Here is a 14,284-nt window from a genome sequence, read left to right on the forward strand (position 1 = left end):
GGTGTTGTAGCTAAAATCTTCGCTTAATAGCATTTAGATTTTTGCACTCTCTTCATTAGAAGAGCACGCATCTGAAAAGGGGAGCTTCGGCTTCCCTTTTGTTTTCTCAAAAGAAATATTACCTTCCATCTATCTTCTTCCCTCTCGATACAAAACCAACTTCCAATAAATTGCGATTATTTTTCCAACACTACTTGCATACTAAAGTGTGATCTGTATAATGCATCGCACTGGCTAACGCTGGTTGTGAACCAATGAGCACTGAGGAGTAGGTCTTACCTAGTAATGTATACTCAGCTTATGTTCGCGGTTAATAAAAATAGTAAACTTCTTGTTTACTTCAAAAGTTAACTGACAATGCGTCCTAATTTTGGGTGCTACGGTTTCACATAAATCAATCGGCATTCTCTCGTTTTATCGGGTTTGAGTGGCGATATTGTTTGTGTAATTTTTAATAATTGGAGCTCTGTCTCATGCAGAACCAACGTATTCGTATCCGCCTTAAAGCGTTTGATTACAAGCTAATCGATGCTTCAACTGCGGAAATCGTTGAAACAGCAAAACGTACTGGCGCACAGGTTCGTGGTCCTATTCCACTTCCTACTCGTAAAGAGCGTTTCACTGTTCTTACCTCTCCACACGTCAACAAAGATGCACGTGATCAGTACGAAATCCGTACTCACAAGCGTTTGATCGACATCGTTGAGCCAACAGATAAAACTGTTGATGCTCTAATGCGTCTTGATCTTGCAGCTGGCGTTGATGTTCAAATCAGCCTAGGTTAAGGGAGATAAGAATAATGATTGGTCTAGTCGGACGTAAAGTGGGTATGACCCGCGTATTTACTGAAGAAGGCGTTTCTATCCCAGTAACTGTTGTTGAGGTTGAAGCGAACCGTATTTCTCAAGTTAAAACTCTTGAGACTGATGGCTACGCAGCAATCCAAGTAACTACTGGTGCTAAGAAAGCTAACCGTGTAACTAAACCTGAAGCTGGTCACTTCGCGAAAGCGGGTGTAGAAGCAGGTCGCGGTCTTTGGGAATTCCGTTTAGAAAACGGCGAAGAGTTTGAAGTTGGCGCTGAGCTAAACGTAGAACTTTTCAACGAAATTAAAAAAGTAGACGTTACTGGTACATCTAAAGGTAAAGGCTTCCAAGGCGCTATCAAGCGTTGGAATTTCTCTACTCAAGATATGACTCACGGTAACTCTTTGTCTCACCGCGCACCGGGTTCAATTGGCCAATGTCAAACTCCAGGCCGCGTGTTTAAAGGCAAGAAAATGGCAGGTCACATGGGTGCTGAGCGTGTAACGACTCAAAACCTAGAGATCGTACGTGTTGACGCTGAGCGCAATCTACTCCTTATTAAAGGTGCAGTACCGGGCTCAACAGGCGGAAACGTGATCGTAAAACCTGCTGTTAAAGCATAACGTCTAGGAGTAAGTAATGGAATTGATGGTTAAAGGTGCTGATGCACTAACTGTTTCCGAGACTACTTTCGGACGTGACTTCAACGAAGCTCTTGTACACCAAGTAGTTGTTGCATATGCAGCAGGTGCTCGTCAAGGTACTCGTGCTCAAAAGACTCGTTCTGAAGTATCTGGCGGTGGCGCTAAGCCATGGCGTCAAAAAGGTACTGGCCGCGCACGTGCTGGTACAATTCGTAGCCCAATCTGGCGTACAGGTGGTGTTACTTTTGCTGCGAAACCACAAGATCACAGCCAAAAAGTAAACAAAAAAATGTACCGCGGTGCTATGAAGAGCATTCTTTCTGAGCTAGTTCGTCAAGAGCGTTTAATCGTTGTTGATAACTTCTCTGTAGAAGCACCAAAAACAAAAGAACTTGTAGCTAAGCTTAAAGAGCTTGAGCTAAGCGACGTTCTGATTGTGACTGGCGAAGTAGATGAAAATCTATTCTTAGCTGCTCGTAACCTATACAAAGTAGATGCACGTGATGTTGCTGGTGTTGATCCAGTATCACTAATCGCTTTCGACAAGGTTCTAATGACTGCTGACGCAGTTAAGCAAGTTGAGGAGATGCTAGCATGATCACTGAAGAGCGTATCTTAAAAGTTCTACGTGCTCCGCACATCTCTGAAAAAGCAACTATGGCAGCTGAGAAAGCGAACACTATCGTTTTCAAAGTAGCTAAAGATGCAACTAAGAAAGAGATCAAAGCAGCTGTAGAAAAGCTATTTGAAGTTGAAGTTAAGTCTGTAAATACTCTTGTATTAAAGGGTAAGACCAAACGTCAAGGTATGCGTGAAGGCCGTCGTTCAGACGTTAAGAAAGCCTACGTTACTTTGAAAGAAGGTCAAGATCTTGACTTCGTTGGCGGCGCGGAATAACAGGAGTAGTAAAAATGGCTATTGTTAAATGTAAGCCGACTTCCCCTGGTCGTCGTCACGTCGTTAAAGTTGTTAACGCTGACCTACACAAGGGTAAGCCATACGCACCACTTCTAGAGAAAAACTCTAAGAACGGTGGTCGTAACAACAACGGTCGTATTACAGTACGTCACATCGGTGGTGGTCATAAGCACCATTACCGTGTAATTGACTTCAAACGTACTAAAGATGGCATCCCAGCGAAAGTTGAGCGTCTAGAATACGATCCAAACCGTAGTGCTAACATCGCTCTAGTTCTGTACGCAGACGGTGAGCGTCGTTACATCATTGCACCTAAAGGTGTTAACGCAGGCGACCAGATTCAATCTGGCGTAGATGCTGCAATCAAAGCAGGTAACACTCTGCCGATGCGCAACATCCCAGTAGGTTCTACTGTACACTGTGTTGAACTTAAGCCTGGTAAAGGTGCTCAACTAGCTCGTTCGGCTGGTGCTTATGCTCAAATCATCGCTCGCGATGGTGCATACGTAACTATCCGTCTACGTTCTGGTGAGATGCGCAAAGTTCTTTCTGAAGGTCGTGCAACGATCGGTGAAGTTGGTAACTCTGAGCATATGCTACGTGAACTTGGTAAAGCTGGTGCTTCACGCTGGCGCGGCGTACGTCCAACCGTACGTGGTGTAGTAATGAACCCGGTGGATCACCCACATGGTGGTGGTGAAGGCCGCACATCTGGTGGTCGTCACCCAGTTTCTCCTTGGGGCGTTCCTACTAAGGGCTTCAAGACTCGTAAGAACAAGCGCACTGACAAGTACATCGTACGTCGTCGCACTAAATAATTTATAAAGAGGAATCGCCATGCCACGTTCTCTCAAGAAAGGTCCTTTTATTGACCTACACTTGCTGAAGAAGGTAGAGAAAGCGGTGGAAAGCGGAGACAAAAAGCCTATTAAGACTTGGTCCCGTCGCTCAATGATCATCCCAACAATGATTGGTTTGACCATCGCTGTCCATAATGGTCGTCAGCACGTTCCAGTTTTCGTTACCGAAGAAATGATCGGTCACAAACTGGGCGAATTTGCACCAACTCGTACTTATCGCGGTCATGCTGCAGATAAGAAAGCTAAGAAGAAATAAGGAGTAGATGATGGAAGCTTTAGCTAAACATAACTTTGCTCGTATTTCTCCACAGAAAGCTCGCTTAGTTGCAGACCAAATTCGCGGTAAGTCGGTAGACCAAGCTCTAGAAATTCTAACTTTCAGCAACAAAAAAGCTGCTGTATTAGTTAAGAAGGTTCTTGAGTCAGCTATCGCTAACGCGGAACATAACGAAGGTGCAGATATCGACGATCTAAATGTCGCTAAAATCTTCGTAGATGAGGGCCCTATCATGAAGCGTATTATGCCTCGTGCTAAAGGTCGTGCGGATCGTATCTTGAAGCGTTCAAGCCACATCACTATTGTTGTAGCAGATCGCTAAAGACTAGGAGAGTAAGCAATGGGTCAGAAAGTACATCCTAATGGTATTCGTCTTGGCATCGTTAAGCCTTGGAATGCTACATGGTTTGCTAATACCAACGAATTCGCTGACAACCTAGACGGCGACTTCAAGGTACGTCAGTTCCTTACAAAGGAACTACAAAAAGCATCATTATCTCGTATCGTTATCGAGCGTCCAGCTAAGAGCATCCGTGTGACTATTCACACTGCTCGTCCTGGCGTTGTTATCGGTAAGAAAGGTGAAGACGTAGAGAAGCTACGCGCAGCTGTAGCTAAAATCGCAGGTGTACCAGCGCAAATTAACATCGCTGAAGTACGTAAGCCTGAGCTAGATGGTCAGCTTGTAGCTGATAGCATCGCGTCTCAACTAGAGCGTCGTGTTATGTTCCGTCGTGCAATGAAGCGTGCGGTACAAAATGCTATGCGTCTAGGCGCTAAAGGCATCAAAGTACAAGTAGGCGGCCGTCTTGGCGGTGCTGAAATCGCACGTTCTGAGTGGTACCGTGAAGGCCGTGTGCCTCTACACACTCTACGTGCAGACATTGATTACGCAACTTCTTCGGCTCACACTCAATACGGTGTGATCGGCATTAAAGTTTGGATCTTCAAAGGTGAGATTCTAGGCGGTATGCCAGCTGCTAACGCAGTAGAGCCAAAAGGCGATAAGCCTAAGAAGCAGCGTAAAGGCCGTAAGTAAGGAGTCGAACGATGCTACAACCAAAACGTACTAAGTTCCGCAAGGTTATGACTGGTCGTAACCGTGGTCTAGCTAAAGGTACTGAAGTAAGCTTCGGCGAATTCGGTCTTAAAGCTGTTGGCCGTGGTCGTCTGACTGCACGTCAAATCGAAGCGGCACGTCGTGCTATGACACGTCACATTAAGCGTCAAGGTCAAATCTGGATTCGTGTATTCCCAGACAAGCCAATTACTGAAAAGCCTCTTGAAGTTCGTCAAGGTAAAGGTAAAGGTTCAGTTGCGTACTGGGTTGCTCAAATCCAACCAGGCAAAGTTATGTACGAGATGAATGGCGTACCTGAAGAGTTGGCACGTGAAGCGTTCCGCCTAGCGGCACGTAAACTGCCTGTTAAAACTACTTTTGTAACTAAGCAGGTGATGTGATGAAAGCACAAGATCTACGCGAAAAGAACGTTGAAGAGCTTAACGCTGAGCTATTGAATTTGCTACGTGAACAGTTCAACTTGCGCATGCAAGCTGCAACTGGTCAACTTCAGCAAACTCATACTCTAAAAGCTGTACGCCGTGACATCGCACGTGTGAAAACTGTTTTGACTGAAAAGGCAGGCGCATAATGAGCGAAACTAACCGCATCCAGCAAGGCCGTGTAGTAAGCGACAAGATGGACAAGTCTATCGTTGTTGCTATTGAACGCACTGTAAAACACCCAATTTACGGTAAGTTCATCAAACGCACGACTAAAGTACACGCACACGACGAAGACAACACTTGTGGCCTAGGCGACAAAGTTGAAATCGCTGAGTGTCGTCCTCTGTCTAAGACTAAGTCTTGGACATTGGTTAAAGTTCTAGAAAAAGCGAAGATTTAATCTTTGTAATTCTATAACTTATAAGCGGCTCCAAATTATTTTTTGGAGCCGCTTGTTTTTTGTCTACCCAATTTAAAAAAAGGGTGGTACAATTCGCGTCCCTTTTAAAGAGGCAGCCCGACCCGAGAGGGTCTAGTTTTAATATTTAGCGGAGCACTAACAATGATCCAGATGCAAAGTACACTTGACGCAGCAGATAACTCTGGCGCGCGCAAGGTAATGTGTATTAAGGTTCTGGGTGGCTCTCACCGCCGTTATGCACATATCGGTGACGTCATCAAGGTTACAGTGAAGGAAGCGATTCCTCGCGGTAAAGTAAAGAAAGGTGATGTTCTGAAGGCGGTAGTAGTGCGCACCCGTAAAGGCGTTCGTCGCCCAGACGGTTCTGTCATTCGCTTCGACAGTAATGCTTGTGTATTGTTAAATGACACTACTGAGCAACCAGTCGGCACACGTATCTTTGGTCCTGTGACTCGTGAACTTCGTAACGCGAAATTCATGAAGATTGTATCACTAGCACCTGAAGTTCTGTAAGGAGCGGCAATATGGCAGCTAAAATCCGTCGTAATGACGAAGTAATCATTCTTGCTGGTAAAGATAAAGGCAAGAAAGGTAAAGTAACTAAGGTTCTGACAACTGGTAAAGTTATCGTTGAAGGCATCAACCTTGTTAAGAAACACCAAAAGCCGGTTCCGGCTCTAGGTCAACAAGGTGGCATCGTTGAACAAGAAGCAGCTATTGATGCTTCTAACGTTGCTGTTTTTAACGCGGCTACTGGTAAAGCAGACCGTATCGGTTTCCGTATCGAAGATGGCAAGAAAGTTCGTTTCTTCAAATCTAACGGCGAAACTGTTTCTAACTAATTAGAAGTAATTTGGAGTTCTACTATGGCGAAACTGCATGATTACTACAAGTCGTCTGTAGTCGCTGAGCTTACCAAAGAGTTCAGCTACACAAGCGTCATGCAAGTCCCTAGGATTGAGAAAATCACCCTAAATATGGGCGTTGGTGAAGCAATCAACGATAAGAAACTGCTAGAAAACGCAGCAGCTGATATGGCAACGATCTCTGGTCAAAAGCCACTTATCACTAAAGCGCGTAAATCTGTAGCTGGTTTCAAAATTCGTGAAGGCTACCCAATTGGTTGTAAAGTAACCTTGCGTGGTGAGCGCATGTGGGAATTTTTAGAGCGTTTAATCTCTATCGCACTTCCACGTGTACGTGATTTCCGTGGTGTTAGCGCTAAGTCTTTTGACGGTCGCGGTAACTACAGCATGGGCGTTCGCGAGCAAATCATCTTTCCGGAAATCGACTACGATAAAGTCGATCGTGTCCGCGGTCTTGATATCACTATCACGACTTCTGCGGGTTCCGATGAGGAAGGCCGAGCTCTGCTGGCTGCCTTTAACTTCCCATTCCGTAAGTAAGGGTAGGGTTACTGTTATGGCTAAACAATCAATGAAAGCACGTGAAGCTAAACGTGCAAAACTAGTAGCTAAGTTCGCTGAAAAGCGTTCTGCGCTAAAAGTTATCATTAGCGATGTAAACGCATCTGAAGAAGATCGTTGGAATGCGGTTCTTAAACTGCAATCTCTTCCACGTGATTCAAGTGCATCACGTCAGCGCAACCGTTGCAACCAAACTGGTCGTCCACACGGTTACCTACGTAAATTCGGTCTAAGCCGCATTAAGGTTCGTGAAGCTTGCATGAAAGGCGAGATTCCGGGTCTTCGTAAGGCTAGCTGGTAATTGCCACTTAATCATTTGGAGTAAATCTTATGAGCATGCAAGATCCGATTTCGGATATGCTGACCCGAGTTCGTAACGGTCAGGCAGCAAACAAAGTTGCTGTAAAAATGCCTTCTTCAAAGCTTAAAGTTGCAATTGCTGCATTACTTAAAGCTGAAGGTTACATCGTAGACTTCGCTGTTAACAGCGAAGCAAAACCTGAGCTAGAAGTTACTCTTAAGTACTTCCAAGCTAAACCTGTAATCGAGCAAATCAAGCGTGTATCACGTCCTGGTCTAAGAGTTTATAAAAATAAAGACTCTTTACCTACAGTGATGGGTGGTCTTGGTATTGCAGTTGTTTCTACTTCCAAGGGTCTGATGTCTGACCGTGCTGCTCGTAAAGCAGGTCTTGGCGGTGAAATCATCTGTTACGTAGCTTAAGGAGTAGATTATGTCTCGTGTTGCTAAAGCACCTGTCGCTATTCCAGCTGGCGTAGAGGTGAAACTAAACGGCCAAGAAGTTACTGTAAAAGGTAGCAAAGGTGAGCTTACTCGCGTTCTTAACAGCGCCGTAGTTATTGCACAGGAAGAAACCAACCTAACTTTCGGTCCGAAAGAAGGTGTTACTAACGCATGGGCACAAGCTGGTACAGCTCGCGCTCTAGTTAATAACATGGTTGTAGGTGTTACTGAGGGCTTCACTAAGAAGCTAACTCTTAAGGGTGTTGGTTACCGTGCTGCTATGAAAGGCAACTCTGTAGCTCTAACTCTTGGTTTTTCTCACCCAGTAGAGCACGCTCTACCTGAAGGTATTAAAGCTGAGTGCCCTAGCCAAACTGAGATCATCATTACTGGTTGCGATAAGCAAGTAGTAGGTCAAGTTGCGGCTGACATTCGTTCTTACCGTGCTCCTGAGCCTTACAAAGGCAAAGGTGTTCGTTACGCAGATGAAAATGTGCGTACTAAAGAAGCTAAGAAGAAGTAAGGTATCACTATGGATAAGAAAGCATCTCGCATCCGTCGTGCTACACGTGCACGTCGTAAGATTGCAGAACTTGGTGCAACTCGCCTGGTAGTACACCGTACTCCTCGCCATGTTTACGCACAAGTTATCGCGGCAAACGGCTCTGAGGTTATCGCAGCTGCTTCTACTGTAGAAAAAGCGATCCGTGAGCAAGTTAAGAACACTGGTAACGTTGATGCAGCTAAAGCAGTTGGTAAAGCTGTTGCTGAGCGCGCTCTTGAAAAAGGCGTAGCTTCAGTTGCATTTGATCGTTCTGGTTTCCAATACCACGGTCGAGTAGCGGCGCTAGCAGAATCTGCTCGCGAAGCTGGTCTGAAATTCTAAGGTAGGGTTGGAAGATGGCTAAAGAACAACAACAAGCTAATGATTTGCAAGAAAAGCTGATCGCAGTTAACCGTGTATCTAAGACGGTTAAAGGTGGTCGAATCATGAGCTTTACTGCACTAACAGTAGTTGGTGACGGTAACGGTCGCGTAGGTTTCGGTTACGGCAAAGCTCGTGAAGTACCTGCTGCGATTCAAAAAGCAATGGAAAAAGCGCGCCGTAACATGGTTACAGTATCGCTTAACGAAGGCACTCTTCACCACCCGGTGAAAGGTCGTCATTCGGGCTCTAAAGTTTACATGCAGCCAGCTGCAGAAGGTACAGGTGTTATTGCCGGCGGTGCAATGCGTGCTGTACTTGAAGTTGCGGGCGTACATAACGTACTTTCTAAAGCATACGGTTCAACGAACCCGATCAACATCGTTCGTGCAACGATTGGTGCTCTAGTAGACGTTAAGTCACCAGAAATGGTTGCTGCTAAACGTGGTCTAACTGTTGAATCTATTTCGGAGTAAGCACACGATGGCAACTATTAAAGTAACTCAAACTAAAAGCTCAATTGGTCGCCTACCTAAGCACAAAGCGTGTCTTAAAGGTCTAGGTCTTCGTCGCATCAACCATACAGTAGAACTTGAAGATACACCGTGCGTACGCGGTATGATCAACAAGGTTTACTACATGGTTAAGATTGAGGAGTAATCAGAATGCGTTTGAATACTCTATCACCGGCTGCTGGCTCTAAACCTTCTAAGAAGCGTGTAGGTCGTGGTATCGGTTCTGGCCTTGGTAAAACAGGTGGCCGCGGTCACAAAGGTCAAAAGTCACGTTCTGGCGGCTCTGTTCGTCCAGGTTTTGAAGGCGGTCAAATGCCTCTAAAACAACGTCTACCTAAATTCGGTTTCACTTCTCGTAAGAGCCTAGTGTCTGCTGAAGTTCGTCTAGCTGAGCTAGCGAAAGTAACAGGCGACGTAGTTGATCTTAACAGCCTTAAAGCTGCTAACGTTATCACTAAGAACATCGAGTTTGTTAAGATCGTTCTTTCTGGTGACCTAAGCAAAGCTGTGACTGTTAAAGGTCTACGCGTGACTAAAGGCGCTAAAGCTGCAATCGAAGCTGCAGGCGGTAAAATCGAGGAATAATCTCGAGGAACGAGGTACAGATGGCTAAGAAACCAGGACAAGATTTTCGTAGTGCTCAGAGCGGCTTAAGTGAACTAAAGTCGCGCTTATTATTCGTAATTGGTGCACTTTTAGTATTCCGAGCCGGCTCTTTTGTGCCGATCCCTGGTATTGACGCAGCTGTACTTGCCGATTTGTTCGATCAGCAAAAAGGTACCATCGTAGAAATGTTTAACATGTTCTCCGGTGGTGCTCTTGAGCGTGCATCTATATTAGCATTGGGTATCATGCCGTACATTTCGGCATCGATCGTAGTCCAATTGCTAACTGTAGTTCATCCAGCGTTAGCGGAACTCAAGAAAGAGGGTGAAGCAGGCCGTCGTAAGATAAGCCAATATACACGCTACGGCACGCTTGTACTTGCAACATTCCAAGCTATTGGTATCGCAACAGGCTTACCAAACATGGTCGACAATCTGGTTGTTATCAACCAAACCATGTTTACGCTTATTGCTACCGTGAGTTTAGTAACTGGTACCATGTTCTTAATGTGGTTAGGTGAACAAATCACTGAGCGAGGAATCGGTAATGGTATTTCCATTCTGATTTTTGCAGGTATTGTTGCTGGATTGCCTTCTGCAATCGGTCAAACAATCGAGCAAGCGCGTCAAGGTGAATTGCATGTGCTTCTTCTGCTGTTGATTGCTGTATTGTCTTTTGCTGTTATTTACTTCGTAGTTTTCATGGAACGTGGTCAACGTCGTATCGTCGTTAACTATGCGAAACGTCAACAAGGTCGTAAAGTTTTTGCAGCACAAAGCTCTCACTTGCCTCTTAAGATTAATATGGCAGGTGTTATTCCAGCGATTTTCGCATCAAGTATTATTTTGTTCCCAGGAACATTAGCGCAGTGGTTTGGTCAAAATGGTGAAAGCAGCGCGTTCGGTTGGTTAACTGACGTGTCATTAGCTCTTAGCCCAGGTCAACCTTTGTATGTAATGCTTTATGCAGCAGCTATAATCTTCTTCTGTTTCTTCTATACAGCGTTGGTGTTTAACCCACGTGAAACAGCTGATAACTTGAAGAAGTCTGGTGCATTCGTACCCGGTATCCGCCCAGGTGAGCAGACAGCGAAATATATCGATAAAGTGATGACTAGACTAACCCTTGCGGGCGCTCTATACATTACTTTTATCTGTCTGATTCCTGAGTTCATGATGGTCGCGTGGAACGTTCGTTTCTACTTTGGCGGCACATCACTACTAATCGTAGTGGTAGTTATCATGGATTTCATGGCACAGGTACAGACTCATCTGATGTCACAACAGTATGATTCTGTGTTAAAGAAAGCGAATCTGAAGGGTTACGGCCGTTAATTCGGTGGTAACAATTTCGATTCCATTTACGGAGTTTAGCAATGAAAGTTCGTGCTTCCGTTAAAAAAATCTGCCGTAACTGTAAAGTTATCAAGCGTAACGGTGTCGTTCGCGTGATTTGCAGTGAGCCAAAGCATAAGCAACGCCAAGGCTAATTAGCAGAAATTTTTACTTGAAATACAAGGTAGAGTCGAGTATATTCCTCGGCCTACCTTTTGCGTGCAAAAGAAGTAGTATGCCGCAGCGTATCCATAACGGGCTTTGCTGCGGATAATTCTTTTATGAACCCCTTAGGAGTGAATAATGGCCCGTATAGCCGGCATTAACATTCCTGATCATAAGCATTCTGTAATTGCACTTACTGCAATCTACGGTATCGGTAAAACTCGCTCTCAAGCTATTCTAGCTGAAGTGGGTATTGCTGAAGATGCTAAGATCAGTGAACTAACTGAAGAGCAGATCGATCAACTGCGTGATGGTGTAGCTAAGTACACTGTAGAAGGTGATCTACGTCGTGAAGTATCGATGAACATCAAGCGTCTTATGGACCTTGGCTGTTACCGCGGTCTTCGTCATCGTCGCAGTCTACCACTACGTGGACAGCGTACTAAAACCAACGCTCGCACCCGTAAGGGTCCGCGCAAGCCGATCAAGAAATAGTCGGATAAGGTAGAGTACAATGGCAAAACAACCAACTCGCGCGCGTAAGCGCGTACGCAAGCAAGTAGCTGATGGCGTAGCGCACATTCATGCTTCTTTCAACAACACAATCGTAACTATCACTGACCGTCAAGGCAACGCTCTTGCATGGGCTACAGCAGGTGGTTCAGGTTTCCGTGGTTCTCGTAAATCTACTCCGTTCGCAGCACAAGTTGCAGCTGAGCGTTGTGGTGAAATGGCTAAAGAATATGGCCTAAAGAACTTGGAAGTTATGGTTAAGGGTCCAGGTCCAGGTCGCGAATCTACTGTTCGTGCACTGAACGCTGCTGGTTTCCGTATCACTAACATTGTTGATGCGACACCAATCCCTCATAACGGTTGTCGTCCACCTAAGAAACGTCGCGTTTAAGTTTCGTTTCTAGGAATATTGGAGAAAGATCATGGCAAGATATTTGGGTCCTAAGCTTAAGCTTAGCCGTCGCGAAGGTACTGACTTATTCCTTAAGTCTGGTGTCCGTGCGATCGATACCAAGTGTAAAATTGATAACGCACCAGGTGTACACGGCGCTCGTCGCGGTCGTCTATCTGAGTATGGCGTTCAGCTTCGTGAGAAGCAAAAAGTTCGTCGTATCTACGGCGTTCTAGAAAAACAATTCCGCAACTACTACAAAGAAGCTGCACGTCTTAAAGGCAACACAGGTGCAAACCTGCTTCAGCTTCTTGAAGGTCGTCTTGATAACGTAGTTTACCGTATGGGCTTTGGCGCCACTCGTGCTGAATCTCGTCAACTAGTTAGCCACAAGTCTATTCTAGTTAACGGTAAAGTTGTAAACGTTCCTTCTTTCAAAGTAGCGGCAAACGACGTTGTTTCTATCCGCGAGAAAGCTAAACAGCAATCTCGTATTAAAGCGGCTCTAGAAGTTGCTGAACAACGTGAAAAGCCAACTTGGATTGAAGTAGATGCTGGCAAAATGGAAGGTACATTCAAGCGTATGCCTGAGCGTTCTGACCTATCAGCTGACATCAATGAACACTTGATCGTCGAACTTTACTCTAAGTAAGGTTAAAAAAAGAGAGGACACAATGCAGGGTTCTGTAACAGAATTTCTTAAGCCGCGTCTTGTTGACATTGAACAGATCAATACGACACACGCGAAAGTAACTCTTGAGCCATTAGAGCGCGGTTTCGGCCACACTCTAGGTAATGCTCTTCGCCGCATTCTTCTATCTTCTATGCCGGGTTGTGCCGTAACAGAAGTTGAAATCGAAGGTGTGCTACACGAATACAGCACTAAAGAAGGCGTTCAGGAAGATATCCTGGAAATCCTTCTAAACCTTAAAGGTTTGGCTGTACGCGTTGCTGAAGGCAAAGATGAAGTGTTTATTACACTGAACAAATCAGGCTCAGGCCCTGTTGTTGCAGGTGACATCACCCACGATGGTGATGTAGAGATCGCTAACCCTGAGCACGTAATTTGTCACCTAACGGATGACAACGCTGAGATCGCTATGCGTATCAAAGTAGAACGTGGTCGTGGTTACGTTCCAGCTTCAGCTCGTATCCATACTGAAGAAGATGAGCGTCCTATCGGTCGTCTACTAGTTGACGCTACTTACAGCCCGGTTGATAAAATCGCTTACGCTGTAGAAGCGGCACGTGTAGAACAACGTACTGATTTAGACAAGCTTGTTATCGATATGGAAACGAACGGTACTCTAGAACCTGAGGAAGCAATCCGTCGTGCAGCTACTATTTTAGCTGAACAATTGGATGCGTTCGTAGATCTTCGTGATGTACGTGTACCTGAGGAGAAGGAAGAGAAGCCAGAATTCGATCCTATCCTACTACGTCCTGTAGACGATCTTGAACTAACAGTTCGCTCTGCTAACTGTTTGAAAGCAGAAGCGATTCACTACATCGGTGATCTTGTACAGCGCACTGAGGTTGAGCTACTTAAAACGCCAAACCTTGGTAAGAAATCTCTTACAGAGATTAAAGATGTGCTTGCTTCACGTGGTCTTTCTCTAGGCATGCGTCTAGAAAACTGGCCACCAGCGTCAATCGCTGAAGATTAATCGAAAAGTTAGAAGGATTAGGTCATGCGCCATCGTAAAAGTGGTCGTCAACTCAACCGCAACAGCAGTCATCGCAAAGCGATGTTCAGCAACATGGCTAGCTCTCTTGTTCGTCACGAAGTTATTAAAACTACCGTGCCTAAAGCAAAAGAACTACGTCGCGTAATTGAGCCATTGATTACCCTAGCTAAGACAGACAGTGTTGCTAACCGTCGTCTTGCATTTGCTCGCACTCGTGATAACGAAGTTGTGGCAAAACTATTTAATGAACTAGGCCCGCGTTTCGCGGCTCGCCAAGGTGGTTACACTCGCATTCTTAAATGTGGTTTCCGTACTGGTGATAAAGCTCCAATGGCTTACATTGAGCTTGTAGACCGCCCAGCTGCTGAAGAAGCTGCTGAGTAATCTATACTAGATTCTTAATACAAAAGCCGAGCATTAGCTCGGCTTTTTTGTGTCTGTAGAACAAGGAAAAGATAATAGAAATTGCACCATGATGTTTGGCACTTTTTGCTTGTCTTATCTGCTCCAATTTTCAAAAATGTCTCGTATCTCGTATCTCGTA

General features: G+C 45.2%; 28 protein-coding genes. All 28 read left to right on the forward strand.

The annotated features are described in order from the left end of the window. Positions 1 to 473 precede the first annotated feature (473 nt). Positions 474 to 785, forward strand: coding sequence for a 30S ribosomal protein S10 (rpsJ, locus tag AB4375_RS20395; protein WP_004736761.1), 312 nt, complete (start codon positions 474 to 476; stop codon positions 783 to 785). Between the two features lie 14 nt (positions 786 to 799). Next, a complete protein-coding gene (gene rplC, locus AB4375_RS20400; protein WP_004736763.1) occupies positions 800 to 1,429 on the forward strand; it encodes a 50S ribosomal protein L3 in 630 nt (209 codons plus the stop codon). 16 nt (positions 1,430 to 1,445) lie between these two features. Further along, positions 1,446 to 2,048, forward strand: coding sequence for a 50S ribosomal protein L4 (gene rplD, locus AB4375_RS20405; protein WP_004738803.1), 603 nt, complete (start codon positions 1,446 to 1,448; stop codon positions 2,046 to 2,048). After that, on the forward strand, positions 2,045 to 2,347 hold the full coding sequence (gene rplW / locus AB4375_RS20410; protein ID WP_004736765.1) for a 50S ribosomal protein L23: 303 nt from the start codon (positions 2,045 to 2,047) through the stop codon (positions 2,345 to 2,347). The genes rplD and rplW overlap by 4 nt, the downstream gene beginning before the upstream one ends. Positions 2,348 to 2,361: 14 nt before the next feature. Beyond that, positions 2,362 to 3,186 (forward strand): 50S ribosomal protein L2, encoded by an 825-nt coding sequence (gene rplB, locus AB4375_RS20415; protein WP_010435149.1) that lies wholly within the window; start codon positions 2,362 to 2,364, stop codon positions 3,184 to 3,186. 19 nt (positions 3,187 to 3,205) lie between these two features. Then, the gene (gene rpsS / locus AB4375_RS20420; protein WP_004736729.1) at positions 3,206 to 3,484 is read left to right on the forward strand and encodes a 30S ribosomal protein S19; all 279 of its coding nucleotides are present in this window, start codon (positions 3,206 to 3,208) and stop codon (positions 3,482 to 3,484) included. A 10-nt stretch (positions 3,485 to 3,494) separates the two neighbouring features. Further along, positions 3,495 to 3,827 (forward strand): 50S ribosomal protein L22, encoded by a 333-nt coding sequence (gene rplV, locus AB4375_RS20425; protein ID WP_004736732.1) that lies wholly within the window; start codon positions 3,495 to 3,497, stop codon positions 3,825 to 3,827. 18 nt (positions 3,828 to 3,845) lie between these two features. Beyond that, positions 3,846 to 4,544 carry a 30S ribosomal protein S3 gene (gene rpsC / locus AB4375_RS20430; protein WP_004736734.1) on the forward strand — a complete coding sequence of 233 codons (699 nt, stop codon included), beginning with the start codon at positions 3,846 to 3,848 and terminating at the stop codon, positions 4,542 to 4,544. Positions 4,545 to 4,555: 11 nt separating this feature from the next. After that, positions 4,556 to 4,966, forward strand: coding sequence for a 50S ribosomal protein L16 (gene rplP, locus AB4375_RS20435; protein ID WP_004736736.1), 411 nt, complete (start codon positions 4,556 to 4,558; stop codon positions 4,964 to 4,966). Further along, the gene (gene rpmC / locus AB4375_RS20440; protein WP_004736737.1) at positions 4,966 to 5,157 is read left to right on the forward strand and encodes a 50S ribosomal protein L29; all 192 of its coding nucleotides are present in this window, start codon (positions 4,966 to 4,968) and stop codon (positions 5,155 to 5,157) included. Before rplP ends, rpmC begins: the two co-directional genes overlap by 1 nt. Further along, a complete protein-coding gene (gene rpsQ, locus AB4375_RS20445) occupies positions 5,157 to 5,411 on the forward strand; it encodes a 30S ribosomal protein S17 (protein WP_004736739.1) in 255 nt (84 codons plus the stop codon). Before rpmC ends, rpsQ begins: the two co-directional genes overlap by 1 nt. 162 nt (positions 5,412 to 5,573) lie before the next feature. Continuing rightward, a complete protein-coding gene (gene rplN / locus AB4375_RS20450; RefSeq protein ID WP_004736740.1) occupies positions 5,574 to 5,945 on the forward strand; it encodes a 50S ribosomal protein L14 in 372 nt (123 codons plus the stop codon). 11 nt (positions 5,946 to 5,956) lie between these two features. Further along, positions 5,957 to 6,274 carry a 50S ribosomal protein L24 gene (gene rplX / locus AB4375_RS20455; protein WP_004738792.1) on the forward strand — a complete coding sequence of 106 codons (318 nt, stop codon included), beginning with the start codon at positions 5,957 to 5,959 and terminating at the stop codon, positions 6,272 to 6,274. Positions 6,275 to 6,298: 24 nt separating this feature from the next. Then, the gene (rplE, locus tag AB4375_RS20460) at positions 6,299 to 6,838 is read left to right on the forward strand and encodes a 50S ribosomal protein L5 (protein ID WP_004738790.1); all 540 of its coding nucleotides are present in this window, start codon (positions 6,299 to 6,301) and stop codon (positions 6,836 to 6,838) included. A gap of 16 nt (positions 6,839 to 6,854) precedes the next feature. Beyond that, on the forward strand, positions 6,855 to 7,160 hold the full coding sequence (rpsN, locus tag AB4375_RS20465) for a 30S ribosomal protein S14 (RefSeq protein WP_004738789.1): 306 nt from the start codon (positions 6,855 to 6,857) through the stop codon (positions 7,158 to 7,160). A gap of 29 nt (positions 7,161 to 7,189) precedes the next feature. Then, positions 7,190 to 7,582, forward strand: a complete 393-nt coding sequence (rpsH, locus tag AB4375_RS20470; protein WP_017061309.1) for a 30S ribosomal protein S8 — start codon at positions 7,190 to 7,192, stop codon at positions 7,580 to 7,582. Positions 7,583 to 7,592: 10 nt separating this feature from the next. Beyond that, positions 7,593 to 8,126, forward strand: a complete 534-nt coding sequence (rplF, locus tag AB4375_RS20475; protein ID WP_017063712.1) for a 50S ribosomal protein L6 — start codon at positions 7,593 to 7,595, stop codon at positions 8,124 to 8,126. A gap of 9 nt (positions 8,127 to 8,135) precedes the next feature. Then, a complete protein-coding gene (rplR, locus tag AB4375_RS20480) occupies positions 8,136 to 8,489 on the forward strand; it encodes a 50S ribosomal protein L18 (RefSeq protein ID WP_004738784.1) in 354 nt (117 codons plus the stop codon). Positions 8,490 to 8,503: 14 nt separating this feature from the next. After that, positions 8,504 to 9,004, forward strand: coding sequence for a 30S ribosomal protein S5 (gene rpsE / locus AB4375_RS20485; protein WP_017061307.1), 501 nt, complete (start codon positions 8,504 to 8,506; stop codon positions 9,002 to 9,004). Between the two features lie 7 nt (positions 9,005 to 9,011). Next, positions 9,012 to 9,188 (forward strand): 50S ribosomal protein L30, encoded by a 177-nt coding sequence (gene rpmD, locus AB4375_RS20490; protein ID WP_004736756.1) that lies wholly within the window; start codon positions 9,012 to 9,014, stop codon positions 9,186 to 9,188. Positions 9,189 to 9,193: 5 nt separating this feature from the next. Next, entirely contained in the window at positions 9,194 to 9,628 is a 435-nt protein-coding gene (gene rplO / locus AB4375_RS20495) for a 50S ribosomal protein L15 (protein WP_004736758.1), read from the forward strand. A 20-nt stretch (positions 9,629 to 9,648) separates the two neighbouring features. Further along, complete coding sequence (secY, locus tag AB4375_RS20500; RefSeq protein ID WP_004738781.1) at positions 9,649 to 10,983, forward strand: preprotein translocase subunit SecY; 1,335 nt, start codon at positions 9,649 to 9,651, stop codon at positions 10,981 to 10,983. A gap of 41 nt (positions 10,984 to 11,024) precedes the next feature. Continuing rightward, positions 11,025 to 11,138, forward strand: a complete 114-nt coding sequence (rpmJ, locus tag AB4375_RS20505; protein WP_000868186.1) for a 50S ribosomal protein L36 — start codon at positions 11,025 to 11,027, stop codon at positions 11,136 to 11,138. A gap of 148 nt (positions 11,139 to 11,286) precedes the next feature. Further along, positions 11,287 to 11,643 carry a 30S ribosomal protein S13 gene (rpsM, locus tag AB4375_RS20510; protein ID WP_004738779.1) on the forward strand — a complete coding sequence of 119 codons (357 nt, stop codon included), beginning with the start codon at positions 11,287 to 11,289 and terminating at the stop codon, positions 11,641 to 11,643. Between the two features lie 19 nt (positions 11,644 to 11,662). Continuing rightward, positions 11,663 to 12,052, forward strand: coding sequence for a 30S ribosomal protein S11 (rpsK, locus tag AB4375_RS20515; protein ID WP_004738778.1), 390 nt, complete (start codon positions 11,663 to 11,665; stop codon positions 12,050 to 12,052). Positions 12,053 to 12,083: 31 nt separating this feature from the next. Beyond that, positions 12,084 to 12,704, forward strand: coding sequence for a 30S ribosomal protein S4 (gene rpsD, locus AB4375_RS20520; protein ID WP_004738777.1), 621 nt, complete (start codon positions 12,084 to 12,086; stop codon positions 12,702 to 12,704). Positions 12,705 to 12,726: 22 nt separating this feature from the next. After that, positions 12,727 to 13,719 (forward strand): DNA-directed RNA polymerase subunit alpha, encoded by a 993-nt coding sequence (locus AB4375_RS20525; protein WP_004729813.1) that lies wholly within the window; start codon positions 12,727 to 12,729, stop codon positions 13,717 to 13,719. Positions 13,720 to 13,743: 24 nt separating this feature from the next. Beyond that, positions 13,744 to 14,124 (forward strand): 50S ribosomal protein L17, encoded by a 381-nt coding sequence (rplQ, locus tag AB4375_RS20530; RefSeq protein ID WP_004729812.1) that lies wholly within the window; start codon positions 13,744 to 13,746, stop codon positions 14,122 to 14,124. Positions 14,125 to 14,284: the final 160 nt, after the last annotated feature.

Origin of the sequence: Vibrio sp. 10N.261.51.C6, assembly GCF_041471785.1 — a bacterium.
In the GTDB taxonomy this organism is placed as follows: domain Bacteria; phylum Pseudomonadota; class Gammaproteobacteria; order Enterobacterales; family Vibrionaceae; genus Vibrio; species Vibrio crassostreae_C.